The sequence below is a fragment of the Shewanella putrefaciens genome, from assembly GCF_016406325.1.
In the GTDB taxonomy this organism is placed as follows: Bacteria; Pseudomonadota; Gammaproteobacteria; order Enterobacterales; family Shewanellaceae; genus Shewanella; species Shewanella putrefaciens.
Genome location: NZ_CP066370.1, coordinates 1,760,683 through 1,780,728 on the forward strand (window position 1 = coordinate 1,760,683; position 20,046 = coordinate 1,780,728).

At 43.0% G+C, this 20,046-nt stretch carries 19 protein-coding genes and 6 tRNA genes; 19 read left to right on the forward strand and 6 right to left on the reverse strand.

The genetic code is table 11. The annotated features are described in order from the left end of the window. Positions 1–112: 112 nt before the first annotated feature. From JEZ96_RS07880 to JEZ96_RS07920, 9 genes are all read left to right on the forward strand, one after another. Positions 113–203 (forward strand) — tRNA-Ser (locus JEZ96_RS07880). Positions 204–547: 344 nt separating this feature from the next. Next, positions 548–638, forward strand: a tRNA-Ser gene (locus JEZ96_RS07885). 426 nt (positions 639–1,064) lie between these two features. After that, positions 1,065–1,709: a UvrY/SirA/GacA family response regulator transcription factor gene (gene uvrY / locus JEZ96_RS07890; RefSeq protein ID WP_014610364.1), complete on the forward strand. Its 645-nt coding sequence runs from the start codon at positions 1,065–1,067 to the stop codon at positions 1,707–1,709. A 66-nt stretch (positions 1,710–1,775) separates the two neighbouring features. Further along, on the forward strand, positions 1,776–3,605 hold the full coding sequence (gene uvrC, locus JEZ96_RS07895; RefSeq protein WP_061782903.1) for an excinuclease ABC subunit UvrC: 1,830 nt from the start codon (positions 1,776–1,778) through the stop codon (positions 3,603–3,605). 47 nt (positions 3,606–3,652) lie between these two features. Beyond that, positions 3,653–4,201, forward strand: coding sequence for a CDP-diacylglycerol--glycerol-3-phosphate 3-phosphatidyltransferase (pgsA, locus tag JEZ96_RS07900; RefSeq protein WP_014610366.1), 549 nt, complete (start codon positions 3,653–3,655; stop codon positions 4,199–4,201). 211 nt (positions 4,202–4,412) lie between these two features. Beyond that, positions 4,413–4,488: transfer RNA gene (locus JEZ96_RS07905), tRNA-Gly, on the forward strand. 53 nt (positions 4,489–4,541) lie between these two features. Further along, positions 4,542–4,615 (forward strand) — tRNA-Cys (locus JEZ96_RS07910). Between the two features lie 50 nt (positions 4,616–4,665). Then, positions 4,666–4,752, forward strand: a tRNA-Leu gene (locus JEZ96_RS07915). Positions 4,753–4,867: 115 nt separating this feature from the next. Beyond that, positions 4,868–4,954: transfer RNA gene (locus JEZ96_RS07920), tRNA-Leu, on the forward strand. Positions 4,955–5,505: 551 nt separating this feature from the next. Here JEZ96_RS07920 and JEZ96_RS07925 read toward each other — a convergent pair. From JEZ96_RS07925 to JEZ96_RS07940, 4 genes are all read right to left on the reverse strand, one after another. Further along, positions 5,506–6,432, reverse strand: coding sequence for an ABC transporter ATP-binding protein (locus JEZ96_RS07925; RefSeq protein WP_198779875.1), 927 nt, complete (start codon positions 6,430–6,432; stop codon positions 5,506–5,508). Continuing rightward, positions 6,429–7,259: an ABC transporter permease subunit gene (locus JEZ96_RS07930; protein WP_025008068.1), complete on the reverse strand. Its 831-nt coding sequence runs from the start codon at positions 7,257–7,259 to the stop codon at positions 6,429–6,431. Before JEZ96_RS07930 ends, JEZ96_RS07925 begins: the two co-directional genes overlap by 4 nt. 72 nt (positions 7,260–7,331) lie before the next feature. Continuing rightward, positions 7,332–7,997, reverse strand: a complete 666-nt coding sequence (locus JEZ96_RS07935; protein ID WP_025008069.1) for a YceH family protein — start codon at positions 7,995–7,997, stop codon at positions 7,332–7,334. A 125-nt stretch (positions 7,998–8,122) separates the two neighbouring features. Beyond that, positions 8,123–8,965: a CvfB family protein gene (locus JEZ96_RS07940; RefSeq protein WP_011789669.1), complete on the reverse strand. Its 843-nt coding sequence runs from the start codon at positions 8,963–8,965 to the stop codon at positions 8,123–8,125. A 548-nt stretch (positions 8,966–9,513) separates the two neighbouring features. Here JEZ96_RS07940 and JEZ96_RS07945 point away from each other — a divergent pair. The 7 genes from JEZ96_RS07945 (at position 9,514) to JEZ96_RS07975 (ending at position 15,789) form a co-directional block, all read left to right on the forward strand. After that, the gene (locus tag JEZ96_RS07945) at positions 9,514–9,666 is read left to right on the forward strand and encodes a hypothetical protein (RefSeq protein ID WP_011919125.1); all 153 of its coding nucleotides are present in this window, start codon (positions 9,514–9,516) and stop codon (positions 9,664–9,666) included. 471 nt (positions 9,667–10,137) lie between these two features. After that, positions 10,138–12,051, forward strand: a complete 1,914-nt coding sequence (gene speA / locus JEZ96_RS07950; protein ID WP_011789668.1) for a biosynthetic arginine decarboxylase — start codon at positions 10,138–10,140, stop codon at positions 12,049–12,051. A gap of 159 nt (positions 12,052–12,210) precedes the next feature. Beyond that, positions 12,211–13,152, forward strand: coding sequence for an adenosylmethionine decarboxylase (locus JEZ96_RS07955; RefSeq protein WP_025008070.1), 942 nt, complete (start codon positions 12,211–12,213; stop codon positions 13,150–13,152). 189 nt (positions 13,153–13,341) lie between these two features. Further along, complete coding sequence (pdxH, locus tag JEZ96_RS07960; protein ID WP_011919127.1) at positions 13,342–13,980, forward strand: pyridoxamine 5'-phosphate oxidase; 639 nt, start codon at positions 13,342–13,344, stop codon at positions 13,978–13,980. Positions 13,981–14,109: 129 nt separating this feature from the next. Next, entirely contained in the window at positions 14,110–14,562 is a 453-nt protein-coding gene (locus JEZ96_RS07965) for a YaiI/YqxD family protein (protein WP_014610373.1), read from the forward strand. A 120-nt stretch (positions 14,563–14,682) separates the two neighbouring features. After that, positions 14,683–15,258: a YceI family protein gene (locus JEZ96_RS07970; protein WP_011919128.1), complete on the forward strand. Its 576-nt coding sequence runs from the start codon at positions 14,683–14,685 to the stop codon at positions 15,256–15,258. Between the two features lie 177 nt (positions 15,259–15,435). Then, a complete protein-coding gene (locus tag JEZ96_RS07975; protein WP_011789663.1) occupies positions 15,436–15,789 on the forward strand; it encodes a DUF3802 family protein in 354 nt (117 codons plus the stop codon). Between the two features lie 96 nt (positions 15,790–15,885). Here JEZ96_RS07975 and JEZ96_RS07980 read toward each other — a convergent pair whose 3' ends face one another. Further along, positions 15,886–17,664: a M61 family metallopeptidase gene (locus JEZ96_RS07980; RefSeq protein WP_011789662.1), complete on the reverse strand. Its 1,779-nt coding sequence runs from the start codon at positions 17,662–17,664 to the stop codon at positions 15,886–15,888. Between the two features lie 144 nt (positions 17,665–17,808). Here JEZ96_RS07980 and hinT point away from each other — a divergent pair, with 144 nt between their 5' ends. The 3 genes from hinT to JEZ96_RS07995 all read left to right on the forward strand — a co-directional run bounded on the left by hinT (position 17,809) and on the right by JEZ96_RS07995 (position 19,698). Continuing rightward, positions 17,809–18,165: a purine nucleoside phosphoramidase gene (gene hinT / locus JEZ96_RS07985; RefSeq protein ID WP_011789661.1), complete on the forward strand. Its 357-nt coding sequence runs from the start codon at positions 17,809–17,811 to the stop codon at positions 18,163–18,165. Next, positions 18,162–19,169 carry a PaaI family thioesterase gene (locus JEZ96_RS19665; protein ID WP_082785937.1) on the forward strand — a complete coding sequence of 336 codons (1,008 nt, stop codon included), beginning with the start codon at positions 18,162–18,164 and terminating at the stop codon, positions 19,167–19,169. Before hinT ends, JEZ96_RS19665 begins: the two co-directional genes overlap by 4 nt. A 133-nt stretch (positions 19,170–19,302) precedes the next feature. Then, the gene (locus JEZ96_RS07995; RefSeq protein ID WP_011789659.1) at positions 19,303–19,698 is read left to right on the forward strand and encodes a YcfL family protein; all 396 of its coding nucleotides are present in this window, start codon (positions 19,303–19,305) and stop codon (positions 19,696–19,698) included. Positions 19,699–19,735: 37 nt separating this feature from the next. On the opposite strand, the gene JEZ96_RS19500 is transcribed toward JEZ96_RS07995, so the two are convergent. Further along, a complete protein-coding gene (locus tag JEZ96_RS19500) occupies positions 19,736–19,963 on the reverse strand; it encodes a hypothetical protein (protein ID WP_011789658.1) in 228 nt (75 codons plus the stop codon). Positions 19,964–20,046: the final 83 nt, after the last annotated feature.

The window sequence follows — 20,046 nt, forward strand, 5'->3', positions numbered from 1 at the left end:
CTGGGCATTCGTTGGAAAAACGATCTAGCTGAACATAAGATGAGCATTTGACACAATAATAAAAAATTGAGGTTTACAATGTGTTGGGATACTTATATTATTTGCGGCGTTCGGAGGGGTGGCAGAGTGGTTTAATGCACCGGTCTTGAAAACCGGCGTGGGTTTATAGCCCACCCAGGGTTCAAATCCCTGCTCCTCCGCCATATTTCACGGAAAAGGCTATCAGCAATGATAGCCTTTTTTGTTTATATCATTTGAACCCAGGTTCCTTATTTGAAACGCAGCTCCTCGGCCATATTAAGTCAAAACGCCGCTAAGCAATTCGCGGCGTTTTGCATTTGTACGGCTTGAACTCTTGGTTTCCTGATTTGGGATGCAGCTTCTTCACAACAAAATGTAACTGACAAAAAGAGGCGTATGGTTGTTTTAAGTATGCCGATTATTTGGTTCATTTTTAGTGGGTTGGACATGAAATCGTCAATCAACTCATTTAGCAATAAATTTAAGTTTACAGCGACATAAGAGATCGCTATTATCTCGCTCGTTCGGAGGGGTGGTAGAGTGGTTTAATGCACCGGTCTTGAAAACCGGCGTGGGTTTATAGCCCACCCAGGGTTCAAATCCCTGCTCCTCCGCCATATTAAGACAAAACGCCGCTAAGCAATTAGCGGCGTTTTGCATTTATACAGCTTGCCCCCTTGGTTCCTGATTCGAAGCGCTGCTCCTCCGCCATATTCTACAAAAAAGGCCATTAGCAATGATGGTCTTTTTTGTTTGTTGAAACTCTGAGCCTAGAATTTAGTCGCTTGATAAGATGGACCATTTATTCATTGAAACTATAGCTTGACGTGTACGCTGGGTATTATTGCTTCGTTTTTAAAGGTATTTTATTGGTATATCATTCTGTGACGTTTCTTTAAATATCATCTAGTTAACAATATTCATTTTGTGCTTTGCGAAACGGGGTTGTTGGGCTAAATTAGCCATATAAACTCGTTATTCGTTTACTTTATGGTTTTCTTTAGTGGATGGATAGGGCAGTAAAATCGAAAAGGTGGATTAAGTTGATATCGATATATTTAGTTGACGATCATGAGCTTGTAAGAACTGGGATCCGCCGCATCTTGGAGGATGAACGTGGGATTAAAGTGATAGGTGAAGCCCCTGATGGTGAAACCGCGGTACAATGGTCTCGCCAAAATGAAGCTGATGTCATCTTAATGGATATGAATATGCCTGGGATGGGGGGGCTGGAAGCCACTCGTAAAATTTTACGTTATCAACCCCATGCAAAAATTATTGTGTTAACTGTTCACACGGAAGATCCGTTCCCAAGTAAAGTGATGCAGGCGGGAGCTTCGGGGTATCTCACAAAAGGGGCTACACCACCTGAAGTATTACAAGCGATACGTCAGGTTTCCCGTGGGCAGCGTTATTTATCCCCCGAAATTGCCCAGCAAATGGCGCTGAGTCAATTTAACCCCGCTGATGAAAATCCATTTAAAGCCTTGTCTGAGCGTGAATTGCAGATCATGTTAATGATCACTAATGGTGAGAAGGTGAATGATATTTCTGAGCAGCTCAACCTCAGTCCTAAAACGGTTAACAGCTATCGCTACCGTCTATTCGCTAAGCTTGGGATCAGTGGTGATGTCGAACTGACACGTCTAGCCATTCGTTACAAAATGCTGGATGCGGGTCATTTTTAATCCAAGGGTATGTTCGTTTTTGATGTTGATATCTTGTCTGCCTATTGAAAGTTATGGGTGTGAATAATGTCGAGTGTTTTTAACGCCCAAAGTTTTTTACGCACGGTTTCATCTTCTGCCGGGGTTTATCGCATGTATGACGTCAAGGGTGACGTCATCTATGTGGGAAAAGCCAAGGATCTTAAAAAACGGCTTTCGTCGTATTTTCGTAAAAATTTAGACAATGTTAAGACTCAAGCCTTAGTCTCGCATATTCACCATATTGATGTGACACTGACCCACAGTGAAACCGATGCCTTGTTGCTTGAAAATGATTACATCAAGCAATACATGCCTAAATACAATGTGTTGTTGCGTGATGATAAATCTTATCCTTACATTTTATTAAGCCAACACGAACACCCAAGGCTTGCCTATCATCGTGGCCCACTGCGTGAAAAAGGCCATTATTTTGGCCCTTACCCGAATGGCGGCGCGGTACGTGAAAGCCTGCATTTAATGCAGAAACTCTTTCCTATTCGTCAATGTGACGACCTTTATTACAAATCCCGTTCACGGCCCTGTTTGCAGTATCAGCTTTCCCGCTGTAGTGCGCCTTGCGTGGGAAAAGTCAGCAATGCCGACTACGACGAACAAGTGAAACTTGCTAGCTTATTTTTAAAAGGCAAAGATCAGCAAGTGATCAGTACGTTAGTAGCTAAGATGGAGCAGGCGGCGCAGCAGCAGGAATATGAACAGGCGGCACGCTTTCGTGATCAAATTATGGCGCTGCGTAAGGTCGCTGAGCAGCAGGAAGTATCGAACAATAAAGGCGATATGGATGTGATTGGTGTGCACTATGCGTCGGGTATCGCCTGTTTCCATTTGTTATTTATCCGCGAGGGTAAAATCTTTGGTAGTCGCAGTTATTATCCTTCTGTACCGGCCCAGACGGATATGGATGAAGTGCTGCGATCCTTTATTCTGCAGTTTTACTTAAATGCCGATATACAGCGCACTATTCCAAAGGAAGTGGTCATCAGCCACAACTTTGAAGAGTTGCACGAGCTGGAAGCCGCGGTATCCATTGCACTGAATAAAAAGTTTTCGATAAAGACCAATGTGCGTGCCGATAGGGCCAGTTTTTTACGCTTGGCTGTGACCAATGCCACCAATGCTGTCATCACGCGTTTATCCCATAAGAACACGGTCGAGCAGCGTTTTGTATTATTAGAAGAAATTTTAGAATTGAGTACACCTATACACCGTATGGAATGTTTTGATATCAGTCATACTATGGGAGAAAGTACCGTTGCCTCCTGTGTGGTATTTAACCGTGAAGGGCCACATAAAGGAGAATATCGTCGCTATAATATCGAAGGTATTACGCCTGGTGATGATTATGCTGCGATGAAACAAGCTATCACTCGCCGTTTTGATAAGATTGAAGCAGGCGGTAAAATCCCTGATATTCTGTTTATCGATGGTGGCTTAGGGCAATTACGCATTGCTCAGAAAATTGTAGATGAAAAATTTGTCCATCTCGATAAAGCGCCGCAATTGATTGGAGTGGCTAAAGGGGAGGGGCGTAAGCCGGGGCTAGAAACATTAATTTTAGGGGATACAGAAACGAGTTTTTCCCTTGAAGGTGATTCACCAGCATTACATCTGATTCAGCATATTCGTGATGAATCCCATCGATTTGCGATTACAGGACATCGCAATCGTCGTCAGAAAACGCGCAATACCTCGACGTTGGAATCTATTCCTGGTATTGGTCCTAAACGTCGTAAAGCACTCTTACAGCATCTTGGTGGGTTACAGGAGGTGAAGGGGGCGAGTGTAGCCGAATTAGTTAAAGTGCCTGGGATCAGTATAGAAATGGCACAAACCATTCATGATGCATTGCGAGGGTGATAAAATTAAGGCAAGATTGGCGCTGCTTTTGACTAACTGGTTTGATCATGCCGTTTAACTTACCTATAGCATTAACCCTTTTCAGGCTTTTTTTACTGCCTATCTTTGTCGTGTTGTTTTACTTACCCTATAGCTGGACGCCTTTCGTCGCAGCCTTCATCTTCTGGTTGGCGGCGTTAACGGATGCATTAGATGGTTATGCGGCACGTAAATTAAAGCAATTGACTCGCTTTGGTGCTTTTCTCGATCCTGTTGCTGACAAGCTTATGGTCATCACCGCACTTGTTTTATTAGTGGATCAATATGCCAATGTTTGGCTCACTTTACCTGCACTCTTTATGATTGGCCGTGAAATTGTGATTTCAGCCTTAAGAGAATGGATGGCTGAAATTGGTAAACGTGGCACAGTTGCGGTGTCTTGGATTGGCAAATATAAAACTGCCGCTCAGATGGTGGCGATAATAGGATTGATTTGGCAATACAATCCATTGATGACCGATGCTGCATTTGTGCTGCTGTATATTGCGGCTGTATTAACTTTCTGGTCAATGATGAGTTACATTTTAGCCGCTTGGAAAGATCTCACTGCCGAGTAGTGCAATAAAAAATCAAACAGATTATTTAGTGTGCAAGCAGTAAGTTATCGTTAAAACAGCGGTTGACACTGAGTGTCAAAAAGGTAGAATGCCTCCCCGTAGACAAAGGATGGCGTGAAAACAAAGTCTTAACCCTACGAAAAGAATTAAAGGCAGTTTTAACTCAAAAATTAAAGCATAAAATGCTTATTTTAGTGGGTTAAAAGCAAAAGCGACATTAGCTCAGTTGGTAGAGCGATACCTTGCCAAGGTATAGGTCATCGGTTCGAACCCGATATGTCGCTCCAAATTCTAAAAGTCTAATTTTGCTTAAGCTGAGTTGGTCTTTAGTTAGAATAATGGCGCGATGGCAGAATGGCTATGCTGCGGATTGCAAATCCGTCGATCTCGGTTCGACTCCGGGTCGCGCCTCCATAGATATAAAATATTAATGACACGATTCCCGTTGTTAATATGAAGAGTTTGCCCGAGTGGTGGAATCGGTAGACACAAGGGATTTAAAATCCCTCGCTGGTAACAGCGTGCCAGTTCAAGTCTGGCCTCGGGTACCATTATTATAATGGTGACAGCTCAAATTGAGCTGAAGCGTTAAACTTCGTTACCTTGTGAAAGAGCGAAGCAAAGAGTTAACAATATCAAAAGCAAAGCTTGCGATATACAGAGTTTGCCCGAGTGGTGGAATCGGTAGACACAAGGGATTTAAAATCCCTCGCTGGTAACAGCGTGCCAGTTCAAGTCTGGCCTCGGGTACCATTATTCTTAGTGAATAGTAAATAAGCCTCGACATTAGTCGGGGCTTTTTTGCATTCTGGCGATTAATGAATTTTTCATTGGCTAGATTTGACTGACACGCTAGGCGTGCCACTTTCAATACAAGCGCAGTCTGGCCTCGGGTACCATTATTCTTAGTGAATAGTAAAAAAGCCTCGACATTAGTCGGTGCTTTTTTGCATTCTGGCGATTAATGAATTTTTCATTGGCTAGATTTGACTGACACGCTAGGCGTGCCACTTTCAATATAAGCTCAGTCTGGCCTCGGGTACCATTATTCTTAGTGAATAGTAAAAAAGCCTCGACATTAGTCGGGGCTTTTTTGCATTCTGGCGATTAATGAATTTTTCATTGGCTAGATTTGACTGACACGCTAGGCGTGCCACTTTCAATATAAGCTCAGTCTGGCCTCGGGTACCATTATTCTTAGTGAATAGTAAAAAAGCCTCGACATTAGTCGGGGCTTTTTTGCAATTAGCATCTTTAGCATCTGACGCTATATCGACAAGTGCTAAATCAGCATTTATGTGAATTTAGGAGAACAGCGTTTCTTCTAGGGTTCGACCTCTTAGAAGCATTTTATATTGCCATTGATGGGAGTCCAAAAGTGAAAGTAATGCGATTTCAACATCATAATGAGTTGGGAAATTTTCCTCTTTATGCTTATCTTTATTGTTTAGCTGAATAATAAACACATTAGTTTGCTTAGAACTGATATTGATCACACCACTGAGTTTCGCTATTTCCTGCAGTAATTTTTCACTGTCACAGTTTTGCATCGTTAATGTGAGATAGTCACTATCGGTGGAGGCGCGCATTGAGACAGATTGACTTAATTCACCTTTGTCGAGATACAACACTTGATCGCAAAGTTTTTCTAATTCATCAAGATTATGGGAACTGATCATAAAGGTTGTCGTAGTTGACAGTGCTTTTACCAGTTCTCGCACTTTTTTAGCATTAGCGGGATCGAGTCCTGCCGTCGGTTCATCCAGTAGCACTAGTTGCGGTGAGCCAATCAAGGCTTGGGCAATGGCGACACGTTTACTCATGCCATGGCTTAGGCTAGGAGGCTTTTGCTGAGCCACTTCAGCCAAATCTACTAAGGTCAGTACTCGTAATGCTTCTTTCGCTGCAACATGAGCATTCATCCCCTGTAAACGGGCGAAAAAAGCCAATTGACTTGCAATAGTGAGGTTGGGATCGAGTGCAGCATCCTGAGGTAATGCTGCTATTTTACCTAAGAGTTTGGGACTATTGGGGGCTTCACCCAGTAAGGTTATTGTGCCAGCGCTTGGGGATAAATAGCCGCATAGTAAACTAAATAGCGTGGTTTTACCTGCACCATTAGGGCCAACAAGGGCAATGGGGGCGCCCGCTTCAGGGTTAAAGCTGACATCATTTAAGGCTTGTTTGCTTCCGTAGGATTTAGATAAGCCTTGGCATTGGATCAGACTCATAGCGAACTCCGTTGCATGTAAATGCGGCAAAGCAATAGGGCTGCCATAGTTTGTAATAATGGAATGGGTGTAAAAGCCAGACTATTGAAACCATTAGTATTGAGCATATCTGAGAGTTGTGCGCCAGGTAGCAACCATTGGAGCTCGGCAAAAACACTGGACTGATTACTTAATAATAGAATGGTCAGTGATACCAGAGTCCATAAAATGGTTGCCAACACCATAGCTTGACGGGCTGTTCTGGCATATAAAGACAATAAGGTCATCACGGCGGTGAAAGGTAAAATCACGATAATGAGATTGAGCCCCACTAAGGCTCCAGAGCTTAAGGCTTCTAATATCAAATGACTATCTCGGCTGAGCGCAAGTGCGATAGTCGCAATGATGGTCAGCAGGATAAGTAAGCCTTGGATCAGGATTTGACCGAGGAAACGTCCCAAGAGCAGACTATCACGGCTGGTGCGTATACTTAAAAATCGTAAGGTGCCACGGGTTTTATCCGACGAAAACTGATCGGCAGCGATAAGAATGCTAAACATAGGAAATAAATAGAGAGCAAAACACCAAAATACCGCCATTTCAGCCACTGGCCATTCGAACAAGACATTAAGGGTATTTACGCCAAAAAGACTATCAACTAAGTCTTTGATATTGGGCTGCAGTAACATCGCTGAAGCGCCTTGAATGGGGTAGAGCAATAGAACACCCCAGACGAGTGCGAAGGCAATTATTACGATGATCCCTCGGGTATTAAAGAGGAATTTACGCAATTCAAAGGTAGCGATAATCAGCATATTTTTAAATGTGCTTGGCGGATGATTTGTCATTAACAGTCTCTATCATTGCATGAGTTGGTATGACCCATGCTGGTACCATATAGTGAGGCTTATGCTGTTAGCCTAGGTTAACGATGCAATGAGCTCATCGAATTTTTGTGTAAGTGTGGCTACATGCTGTTCTAGCTCAGTGACTCTTGCAACCAATGCTCCATGTTCGACTAATGCTGCGACAGGAGCAATATGGGGTTTATCTGTGTGATCACTGGTTGTTACCACATTAGCTGACGTCTCAGAAAACAATTCCACATAGCGACTTTCGCGTCGCCCAGGTTCCCTTGGTAGTTGCTTTAAGATTGGTTTAGTGCGGCTGATTAGTTGCTTAATGCAATCTTCAACTTCGATCACATCTTTAAATTCGTGGAGTCTATTGCTTCTGGTGCGTAATTCCCCCGGTGTTTGTGGACCACGTAGCAACAATAAACAGACGATGGCAACCGCGGCGGGTGACAATTGTAATTCGCTAAATTCGGTGTTGCAGAATCGATGCTTATATTTGACTACGCGACTGCCAAATCCCGATTGCTCGCTGATGAGACGCTTTTTAGTTAGGGAGTCAAGGGCATCTTGCACTTGAGCTTCGCTTAAGTCCAACACGGGTTCACGGCTGGTTTTTTGATTACAGGCTAAGGTCAATGCGTTTAGCGAGAGTGGATATTGCTCGGGAGTGGTGATTTCTTTTTCCAGCAGGCATCCGATGACTCTGGCTTCGTGTAACGTTAGTTCCATATAAGCTCCAAAGAAAAAAGCATGGCTTTGTTTATAACAGAGCCATGCTTAATATCCTAGTTCTTGTCAGTAAAACGCTGTCTTAGTGGCGGTAAACTGTACAACTTAGTAAACAATCATGTTGATTATTCTGCCGTTTCAGTTAAACGCAGCCCGTCATTATCGATACTCAGTTGGCCATTTTTGAATAGGCCTCCAATGGCTTTTTTAAAGGCTTTTTTGCTCATACCGAGTTGATCATAAATGATTTCTGCATCGGTTTTATCGGTTAAGGCTAAAAAACCTCCCGCTTGTTTGAGTTTAATCAAAATGATATGGGCATGCTTATCGAGTTCTTGTTTATTGCCCTGTTGCAGTACCAGATCGATTTTGCCGTCGCGGCGCACTTGTTTAATATAGCCTTTGACTCGCTGACCAAAACGCAGTTTTTGGAACACTTCGTTTTCGTAAATCACTCCCCAATGAGCATGATTAATAATGGCTTTGTAGCCTAAATCTGTGGTGCCACCGATATATAAATCGACCTGTTGTCCAGCGGTGTAGTCTGGCTCAGTTTTATCAAGAAACTTATCAATTTTAGAGGAGGCAACAATCCGTTCATCGGCACGATTTGCGTGCACATAAACCAAATAAGAGCGACCTTCTTCGATAGGCTTATGTTGCTCACCGAAGGGCAGTAATAGGTCTTTATCTAAGCCCCAGTCTAAAAAGGCACCATAGGGACCCGTTGCGACGGCTTTTAAATAAGCAAATTCCCCCACTTGTGCCAATGGACGGCGCGTGGTGGCAATCACGATATCTTCAGAATCGAGATACAGAAACACGTCAAGCAGATCACCGACTTGGCAGTCTTTCGGGGTGACTTTGTTTGGCAGCAGTACTTGCCCTAATTCATGGGCGTTTAAATACACGCCAAAGCTGACTTGTTTTACAACCTCAAGTTTGCAGGTTTTACCTATCTGTACCATGGATTTCTCTGTGCATATGGATATTGTTCGGCGACGATTATAACTGTTTTAGTATTGAAACTGCAGTTTTATTGCGGATGGAAGGGTGATGGGGAAAGAACGGCCAGTATGGGCTAAAACAAAGGTGTAATGGGATTTGTACATTCTCCATTTTGGACTTTCGTTTTTTGTACCTCAAAGCACTCAACTTAATATTGAATCGCAGAGTGTGCCAATGGTGTTGATTTTCTTAGTGAGCCTATTAAAAAATATTGAACAGCATTAATTGGTTTTCATATCTTAAGTTGCTTATTTTAAAGTATAAAAAATATTGATGATAATAATATTTGTTACCGAGGTGTATGTTATATTTTAACGCAAAATAATTAATGAGATTCTTGCTTGCATTCTGTGACATTGCGCGGTTTAATTGCGCCGTTTAGCGAGTTAGCTCGTTACATACAAGACAAATATTACGTGAGTAGTAAAGGTTTTATGGTTCACTGGTCATTAACCGTGTAACAAATAATATATAGTTGTTACATGGGGTTAAGAGGGTTTTTTAGCTAATGCACAAGCATCCATTTTTTTCGCTTTACCTAAAAGCGTCACAATGCCAGCGCGCCATTGTCGTACCTTATGATGATACTGGCCTTAAACATCTCACGTTAATTCGCATCAATTCTGGCCGCGAAGAAGCCAACAGTCCCCTGTTATCATAATCTTGCCTCTTTTTAGGTGGTCATTGCTCAATGCTTTACCGCTTAATATGTAAAATTGATCCTTAATGTTATTTATATTTGCGTTGTAAACACTCTTTGTAGAGCGACTTCGGCCGTGTAGGCCAAAGCTTTTGAAGGCGTGATCTGCTCGCTTGTTTTGACTTATTGGGCATTTTCTCCCAAAAGGCGCAAAATGGTCATACTAGGGGTAAGGCTGTCGGGTTGGTTAGATGCGTTTGCATCAGAGATGTCCCTGAGCAGAATAATATAAGAGCGGCATGTTATTGCGGCTTTAGTGAAAATAGCAGCAATGTCACTTAAATTTACGTGACTTTGCTGCATCAGTAAAAGGTGACTTCACCTTTAGTGTATGTCAGGTAAGGTATCCCTTTGCCTGGGTTTGTCGAACGGGCGGTCTTGCAAAATGCAGCGGCCGTTTAACCCATTTTTTAATAGACGGGCTAAATAAAAATGAATGATTGGTCTATTGATGATGCTCGTGCTGGGTACAATGTTACTCACTGGAGCCAAGGTTTTTATGGGATTAGCGATCAAGGTGAGGTGACAGTGTCGCCGGATCCTAAAAATCCTGAATACAAGATTGGCTTAAATGAGCTAGCCAAAGACATGGTTAAAGCGGGGGTCGCTTTACCTGTACTAGTTCGTTTTCCGCAGATCCTGCACCACAGAGTGAACAGTTTGTGCCAAGCATTCGACCAAGCGATACAGAAGTATGAGTATCAGGCGGACTATTTGTTGGTTTACCCGATTAAAGTTAACCAACAACAAACTGTGGTGGAAGAGATCCTCGCGAGTCAGGCATCAAAAGAAGTTCCGCAACTGGGTTTAGAAGCGGGCAGTAAGCCTGAATTGATGGCTGTGCTCGCGATGGCACAAAAAGCCAGTTCAGTGATTGTTTGTAATGGTTATAAAGATAACGAATATATTCGCTTAGCACTGATTGGTGAAAAGTTAGGCCACAAGGTCTATATCGTTTTAGAGAAACTGTCTGAGCTTAAGATGGTATTAGCTGAATCTAAACGTCTGGGCGTGACACCGCGTTTAGGTCTACGAGCGCGTTTAGCGTTCCAAGGCAAAGGCAAGTGGCAGGCGAGTGGCGGTGAAAAGTCGAAATTTGGTTTATCTGCAGCGCAAATTTTAACTGTGGTTGACCAGTTAAAACAAAACGATATGCTGGATTCGTTGCAATTGCTGCATTTCCATTTAGGTTCGCAAATTGCCAATATTCGTGATATTCGCCAAGGTGTAAGCGAAGCGGGTCGTTTCTACTGTGAATTACGTGAGTTGGGAGCAAGTGTTAATTGCTTCGACGTGGGTGGTGGTTTAGCGGTGGATTACGATGGTACTCGCAGCCAAAGTAATAATTCGATGAATTATGGCCTCACCGAATACGCCAACAATATCGTTAATGTATTGACTGATATCTGTAATGAATATGCGCAGCCTATGCCACGTATTATTTCAGAGTCTGGACGTTATTTAACGGCACATCACGCCGTATTGATCACGGATGTGATCGGTACAGAGGCTTACCAACCTGAAAATATTCAACCGCCAGCGGAAGAGTCCCCCCAGTTATTGCACAACATGTGGCATTCATGGTCTGAGATCAGCGGCCGTGCTGATCAACGCGCTTTGATTGAGATTTATCATGATAGCCAAAGTGACTTACAAGAAGCGCAGTCACTGTTTGCTTTAGGTCAGTTAAGTTTGGCTGAACGTGCGTGGGCTGAGCAGGCCAATCTACGCGTTTGCCATGAAGTTCAAGGGTTGTTGAGCACTAAAAACCGTTATCACAGACCGATTATTGACGAACTCAATGAAAAGTTGGCTGATAAGTTCTTCGTAAACTTCTCGCTATTCCAGTCATTACCAGATGCTTGGGGTATTGATCAAGTGTTCCCTGTATTGCCGCTTTCGGGATTAGATAAAGCGCCAGAGCGCCGCGCTGTGATGCTGGATATTACCTGTGACTCTGACGGTATTGTTGATCAATATGTCGATGGTCAAGGGATTGAAACCACGCTACCAGTACCAGCATGGAGCGCTGAAAGTCCATATTTGATTGGTTTCTTCCTTGTGGGAGCTTATCAAGAAATTTTGGGTGATATGCACAATCTTTTTGGTGATACCAACTCCGCGGTAGTTCGGATTGAAGAGAATGGTGTCACGAATATTGAATCTGTGCTAGCGGGTGATACGGTTGCTGACGTATTGCGTTACGTTAACTTAGATGCGGTGGCCTTTATGCGCACTTACGAAGAGTTAGTGAATTTACATATTGAAGAAGATGAACGCGCACAAATTTTAGAAGAACTGCAAGTTGGCCTTAAAGGTTACACTTATTTAGAAGATTTTTCTTAATTTTTAATGTGTTAAATTAAATCAGCCTAGGGTGACTTAGGCTGATTTTTGTTTTTATAAGGGAAAGATTTTCGCTTTTATTGCAGTCTGAGTCGTGTAAAATCCCGTTGTTCTAGGATTAAGTAAAGGATGAGTGACGATCATGAGGTCAAAGAGTTGATGTTTTTCGAAGGTTCAGAAAAAAAGCTCGAGATTATCGTGACCCCAGTTGCGGCTAATTTACGCCAATTGGATTTATCTTTTTGGTCATCCTTAGTGCGATGCGCCAATGCGGATATCCTTTCTACGCTGAAAAGTGAACACTGTGATGCTTATTTACTCAGTGAATCTAGCCTGTTTGTTTGGGATGATAGAATTTTAATTTTAACCTGTGGTAACAGCATGTTAGTCAATGCTGCTTGCTATTTTATTGACAAGTTAATGGTCAATAATATCGCATTAGTCAGCTACCAGCGCAAAAATGAATACCATTCCCACCTGCAAAACAGCACCTTTGCCGATGATATTGTTCAATTGCGTCGACTCATCTCCGGCAAGGCGTTTCGTATCGGACATTTAGACTCACATCACCATTATTTTTTCTGCTCAGAAGGGCGCTATCATGCCCAATCGGACGATAATACCTTAGAGTTGCTCATGTACCATATTCGGGGCGAGTTTGCCGACTATCTTAACGGTGAGGTACAAACCAAATCCGAGATTTGTGCGTGGCTTGAATTGGATAGATTATTTCCTGAATTCACCTTTGATGCTCATTTATTTGAGCCATATGGCTTTTCAATGAATGGACTTTGGGAGAAGTATTACATTACGTTGCATATTACGCCCCAGGCTGGACAAGCGTATGGCTGCTCCTATGTGAGTTTTGAAACTAATCTTGATTTGTCACTATATCCCTACGCTGTGCTCGAGCATTTGTTAAGCGTGTTTTCCCCTGTGAGTTGGGATGTGATTGGGTTTAACCATCCTATCGAGACACAAGTATTTCCTGCACATTTATGCTTAGGGAGTTGTTCATTAACGACCGAGCAAGGTTATAACATTCGTTTTAACCACTATCAGCAGTGTCAGATTGAAGTACTGATCCCTGAAGTCATGTAAATTATTGGTATTTGTCTTTCTTGGAGAATACCATGGATTTTTTGTTGATATTTTTATCTTTTGTTGCCATTGAGAAAGGCTAAGATTTTTTATTTTGCGTGGTAAACTCATCCCATTGATGCGATAGCTTTTTGCTGTAATAAAAGTGATTGCCATGATTAGACTGCCCGTTTGCTTAAGGAATTCCCCATGACAGATCTCAGTGATATCCGCCGCGAGTATGCTAAAGGCGGCTTAAGACGTGCCGACTTACCGCAAAACCCGATGGACTTGTTTGCACTGTGGATGACACAGGCGAGGGATGCTGAGCTTAGCGATCCCACTGCAATGTGTGTGGCAACTGTGGATGAACAAGGTCAACCTTTTCAACGGATTGTGTTACTTAAGCGTTTTGATGACACAGGTTTTGTGTTTTTCACTAACTTAGGCAGCCGTAAGGCACAGCAGATCGCAGCCAATAATAAAGTCAGTTTACATTTCCCTTGGCATCCTTTGGAGCGCCAAGTATCGGTGCTTGGCGAAGCTCAGGCCCTTTCTACTACTGAAGTACTTAAATACTTTATGACTCGGCCTAAAGACAGCCAAATTGCTGCATGGGTATCGCAGCAATCGAGTAAACTCAGTGCCAGACAAGTGCTTGAGGGCAAATTTTTCGAAATGAAGGCTAAGTTCGCTAAGGGGGATGTGCCCTTGCCTAGTTTTTGGGGGGGATATCTTGTCAGACCCAAGAGTATCGAATTTTGGCAGGGAGGAGAGCACAGATTGCATGATCGTTTTATTTATACTCTCGATAATACTCAGTGGATTATCGATCGTTTAGCCCCATAATCGGGTCTGAAATCTTGTTTCAGATATTTGATGTGACGAAATAGTCGAATCGTGGAGCCACTCTAGGTTGAGTGATTATGATTAAGTCGCCATTGTTTAAGTCGTTATTATTGATTGAGTATCCAAGTATTGAGTGATTATAAAATTTGGGTTGATGCCGACGCTTGCCCTAATCCTATCAAAGAAATACTCTTTCGGGCGGCAGAGCGAAAAGCCTTACCCCTTGTGCTAGTCGCAAATCAGATGATCCGTGTACCACCATCGCCTTATATCAGCCAAATTCGAGTGGGGGCGGGGTTTGACGTAGCGGATCAATATATTGTCGATCATGTTAAGCCTACGCATTTAGTGATCACGGCGGATATTCCTTTGGCCGCCTTAGTGATTGAAAAGGGCGCTTTGGCACTCAATCCCCGTGGTGAGTTGTACACCATCGATAACATAAAACAAAAATTAACGATGCGGGACTTCATGGAAGACTTGAGAGGTTCTGGCGTGCACACTGGTGGTCCAGATTCGTTCTCACAAGCGGATAAACAGGCTTTTGCCAACAGTTTAGATAAATGGTTAGTGCGAGTTTGAGTCATTGTTTACTGGTCGCTAATAGAGAAAAAGAGTATCTTTGGTGATCATAAATGGATGTAAATCACGATTAATTTGCTTGAATATAGCGTTTAAACTGACTCTTTGAGGGCTGATGCAATGAACAAATGGATTGGAATTTCGGCATTGTTAACCATGGTGAGCTTTAGCTGTGCGGCACACTGGCAAGTCATGGAGCAAGATTCACGAGTCAGTTTTATCTCATTAAAAAAAGGTGATATAGGTGAGATACATCACTTTAAGCAACTCAAAGGTACGCTAAAAGATAATGGGCAATTTGAGTTAGTGATTCCGCTTACGAGTGTGTCAACAGGTATTGAAGTCCGTGATGAACGCATGCAAAATTTATTGTTTGAAGTGTCCTTATATCCAGAGCTTAAACTCACTTCGCAGGTAGATAGCAAAATGCTAAAGGATTTAGCGGCGGGGGAAACTAGCGTCACAGATATCGAGGGTAAAATTGCTTTTCATGGTAAAGAGCAAACTAAAACATTCTCGGTAATGTTGACCAAAATCTCCGATAATAAACTGATGGTTAGCAGCTTTCAGCCGATAATAATCAATGCTAATGAATTTGGTTTAGTCGCTGGTGTTGAAAAATTGCGGGATATTGCAGGGTTGTCTAGTATTAGCCAAGCCGTTCCTGTGTCTTTTGTACTAACCTTAACGCAGTAACATCAATAAGATTGGCGTAGATCAATATGTCTGCTGTGAGACTTAAGCTAAGGTGTGGTAGCAGCTGACATTGATGAATAAAAGCAATAGGTTGAGTTTTGAACGTGTTAGTATTTTGACTAATATTATTAATTTAGGTTGTATTGACCTTAAGTTCATGAGTGTTAAGGGTAAAAAATGGTCACTGATAAAGATGGTTACATGCATTTGATCCAGTATTTGACTGAGCATCTTGGCATATTTGAACTACCTGATACTCAATGTGTTTCCGATGACACTGTGATGGAGTTATTTGAAGAGCAGTTGTCAGCTCAAATCATTATGGTTTGTGGCCAACATCCTTCGTTATCTTTTACTGAGCGAAATACCATTATTCGTGAAGTGGATGCCATAGTATACGATCTAGAGGAAATCCTTGCTTCGGTTGCTAATCATAAAGCAACGCCTTCTCAAACCTTGTTTGTGACAGAATTCTCTGGATTGATTAAGAATTTATTCGATCAAGAAATTGCCAAGCTGCCTAATCGCTAAGCGATATAGCAAAAGTATAAAAACAACGCACAATACCTGAACATCAACATAAGCAGATAAATAATGACCTTATTTATCTGCTTTATAACGATGAATTTATGGCTTATTTTCAACGCCAAGCCAAGCGGCTAATTTCGTGTCATCAATAATCGATAGTGCGACGGTATCCTTTGGTGCTGGTGTGATGGTTAACTCCCCCATCATTAATTCATCCCGTCTAAACCAATGTAACGGTAAGGTTTGTCCAAGTGGATACTGTTGCAACTGTGCCTCAAATTGCCCTGTGACTTGAAGATTGTCCGCGGCAATTAATACATCTCCTGCGCTTAAACCTGCAAGATGGGCAGGGCTGCCTTGGGTAACAGTCACTATTTTTAAACCGATTGGTGCGGCTTGGGTTTTAGCACCAAAGGCTATTTCATAACCTTTGGCTTTGACCCCGCCTACATCTTGCGCGCCTTGGCTGGCCCGAAGGGTAAGTTCGACGCCAAATTTAGCAAGTAAAGGAGCCAATGGAATGTCGTCGGTGTTATCTAAATAGGCGAATAGGTCGTGACAATCACGCCCGAGTAAGCGCTCAACAATTTTTTGATGGCAATCATCTGTGGTACCACGGTTTTGCAGCGCATATTCTTGCCATAGAATTGTCATCACATCATCGAGAGTGTGCTTGCCTTGCGTCTCGCTTCTTAAGGTTAAATCGAGATACAAAGCAAACAGTGCGCCTTTAGTGTAATAGCTGATGATGGCGTTTTGTGCATTTTCATCCTGTTTATAAAACTTAGTCCACGCATTAAAGCTTGAATCTTTAATACTTTGCTTAAAACGCCCTGGACTACGGTAAACGCGGGTGAAGGTTTCACTCAGCATATCTAAATAGCTTTGTTTATCGACAAGTCCTGCTCTGTAGGTCAGAAAATCATCGTAATAAGAGGTTATCCCTTCATAGGCCCACAGTTGCGATGTGTAGGTTTCTGTTTCGAGTCGATAAGGGCGGAAGCACTCTGGTTTAATACGTTTCACATTCCAGCTGTGAAAATACTCGTGGCTACATAAAGATAAATAGGTGCGATAGTCATTATTGATGGGCGCATCGATTGAAAGGGGTAAATCTTTGCGAGAACACATTAATGCAGTAGACGCTCTGTGCTCTAAACCGCCAAAACCATTGTCTAATACTGTGGTCATAAACAAATAACGTTTGAAGGGTGCAGGTGTGCCAAAGAGGTTAATTTGGTACTCACAAATGGCCTTTAAGTCTTGGCAAAGTCTTGGCATACAAGCGCGATGGCGGCCATTGAGTACGATATCGTGCCGCACTCCACAGGCATCGAAACTCCCTAGGGTAAATAATCCCATCTCTACGGGATGATCGATCAGTTCATCATAATTTTCGGCACTGAATTGACCAAAATCAAAGTCATCACCACTGGTGCGGCTCATGCTGGTCGCGACGCGCCAGTCACCTAACGCTAATTCTGTGGGAGGCAACAGAGCGACAGTGTGAGTTTGATCTTCAAAACCGTGCGCCGATAAAAAAACGCTACTGCCATTAAAGAAACCGTGGGTCATGTCCAAATGTGCGGTGCGCACCGATAAATCCCAAGCATACACTTGATAAGTCAGAATAATTTCGTTGCTATTATGGTCAACCGACCAGGTTTGCTTATCTAATTGGGTGAGTTTAAGTGCTTGGCCGTTTGCATCCTGAGCCTTGAGTTCAATGATATTTTTGGCGAAGTCTCGCACCATATAACTGCCGGGCAGCCAAGCGGGTAGGCTGAATATTTGCACTGCGTTGGGCTTAGATACCGTCATAGTGACCGCAAATAAATGGGCTTTCGGATCAACGGGGATTATCTGGTAATGGATCATATTTATCCTGCAAAACCTGAGTGTTTTAATGGTGGTCATGCTGCCAAAAATGCCTGCAACAGGCAAATGAAAAGCAAAATATCTGCAGACACAAAGTGTTAAATTGCTAGTATACTATGCCAACTAACCCAAGGAGGACGCCCCATGGCCGAAGAAACCATTTTCAGTAAAATTATTCGTCGTGAAATTCCAGCGGATATTCTATATCAAGATGAATTGGTTACCGCTTTTAGAGATATTTCCCCTAAGGCGCCAACCCATATTTTGATTGTGCCAAATCATTTAATTCCAACGGCGAACGAGATGAAAGCCTCCGATGAGCCGGCACTGGGTCGGATGATGACGGTTGCTGCAAAATTAGCCGCTGAGGCTGGCATTGCAAAGGATGGTTATCGTCTGATTATGAACTGCAACAAGCATGGTGGACAGGAAGTGTACCATATTCATATTCACCTCGTGGGCGGAGAACCACTGGGTCCCATGTTGAGCCAAGGCCAATGAAGGTTAATCCCGAGTTTTTTCCGCTGACCCAAATGGCGCAGCGGTTTGTGGAACAATTAGCCCAGTGTCGTCGCCTCGGTTTAGCTGTACTGGAGGCGAGCGAGCATCATGTGTTGATTGAATTGCCTTACAGCACTGAATTAATTGGTTATCCAGATACTGGCGTTATCCATGGTGGGGTTATCACGACCTTAATGGATACCGCTTGCGGCAGTGCAGTTGTGAGTGCTATTTATCAAAAATATCAATCACTAGAGATTTCACCCACCCTCGATTTACGGGTGGATTATATGAAGCCAGCGCAGCCTAATAAACCTGTGTATGGCTTCGCTGAATGCTATAAGTTGTCTTCTAATATTGCCTTTACCCGCGCAATTGCTTATCAAGACAGTATCGATGATCCCATCGCCCATGCGGTAGGTTCTTTTATGCGGATCAGCCCTGAAATGGTCGGAGATGCATTTAGACAAGCACTTATGGGGGAGACAGTATCTGCGCGAGGTGGGAGTGGTGAGCAAAATCATTCTGCGTTAGCAGAAAGTGTTACTCAAAACCCCCAAGTAAAAGCGCCTATCGATGTCCAAGGCATCGTTAAACGCGCGACCGAGCTTAATGATTTTGGCCATTTACTTGAACATGTTCCTTATGCCAAATTCATTGGTATGAAGGTTGAGCGTTTTGGTGATGAACTGATTTTTAAACTGCCCGCCAAAGCCGATAACATCGGTAATCCTGTGTTACCTGCCATTCATGGCGGCGTGATTGCAGGCTTTATGGAAATGTCGGCAATAGTGCAATTAATGGTATTTATGCAAACCGCCAAAGTACCTAAAGTTGTTGATTTTTCAATCGACTATTTGCGTGCTGGCCTGCACAAGGATAGCTTTGCTGAATGCCGAATTACCCGTCAGGGTCGACGAGTTGCCAACGTGAATATTGATTGTTGGCAAACTAATCGTAAACAACTTATTGCCACTGCTCGGGCACATTTTTTGATAGATTAAGTGATAGTATTCACCGCTGGGCGACTCATTACCAAATGATTAAGCATGAGTTCAGCTTCTGTCGATGAGTATTACTGCCAGTCAAAGTGGGCCATCTTTGCCCAATACTTTATCGCTAGATAGGGAGAACAACATGAAACATATCTACACAGGGTTAATCATGGCTGCAGCGCTTACGCTTGGTGCTTGTGCCTCAAATACGGCGGGTATTTCGGTAAGCTCACAAGGTGAGACTCGTGTTGATAGTAGCAGTTTTGCTCGTAAAATTGCGATCGAAAATATTGATGCGCGCCGTGTAGGTGATTTAATTCAAGGCTCTGCATTGATTGTGAGTAAAACCTCTAGCGATATGCGCGTGCAGTATAAATTCACTTGGTACGATGCCAGCGGCTTTACTATTGAAGATGAGGCAACAAGCTGGAAATCGGTGAAATTGCACGGTAAACAGCAATTGCAGGTGTCGGCTGTGGCGCCGAACGCCCAAGTGGTGAAATTTGACGTTTATGTGCGCGAGACCTATTCAAATTAGATTGGTGCTTGCTTTTGTAGAGTCTGTATCGGGTTTTCTACATTTTAGAAATAAAATATATTTTAAAAAGACTTACTCTTTTTGGCGTAAGTCTTTTTATTTGTATCAAATACAATGTGTTAATACCAATCGTATTAAATATCTGTTCATTCAGCGGGAGTTCAACGCGCTTTAGACAAGGCGAAGGCTTGAAGGCATAGTGGTGCTCTGTCAAAAGCCTTAAACGCAGTATAAAGCGTGTTGAAACCCGCCCTTCGGGAGCCACACAGGCATCCCACTCCCGTGTTGCGTTGACTTAAAAGGGAATGACCATTTCTGCTTCAATGCGCCTTGGATTGAGATGCCTGT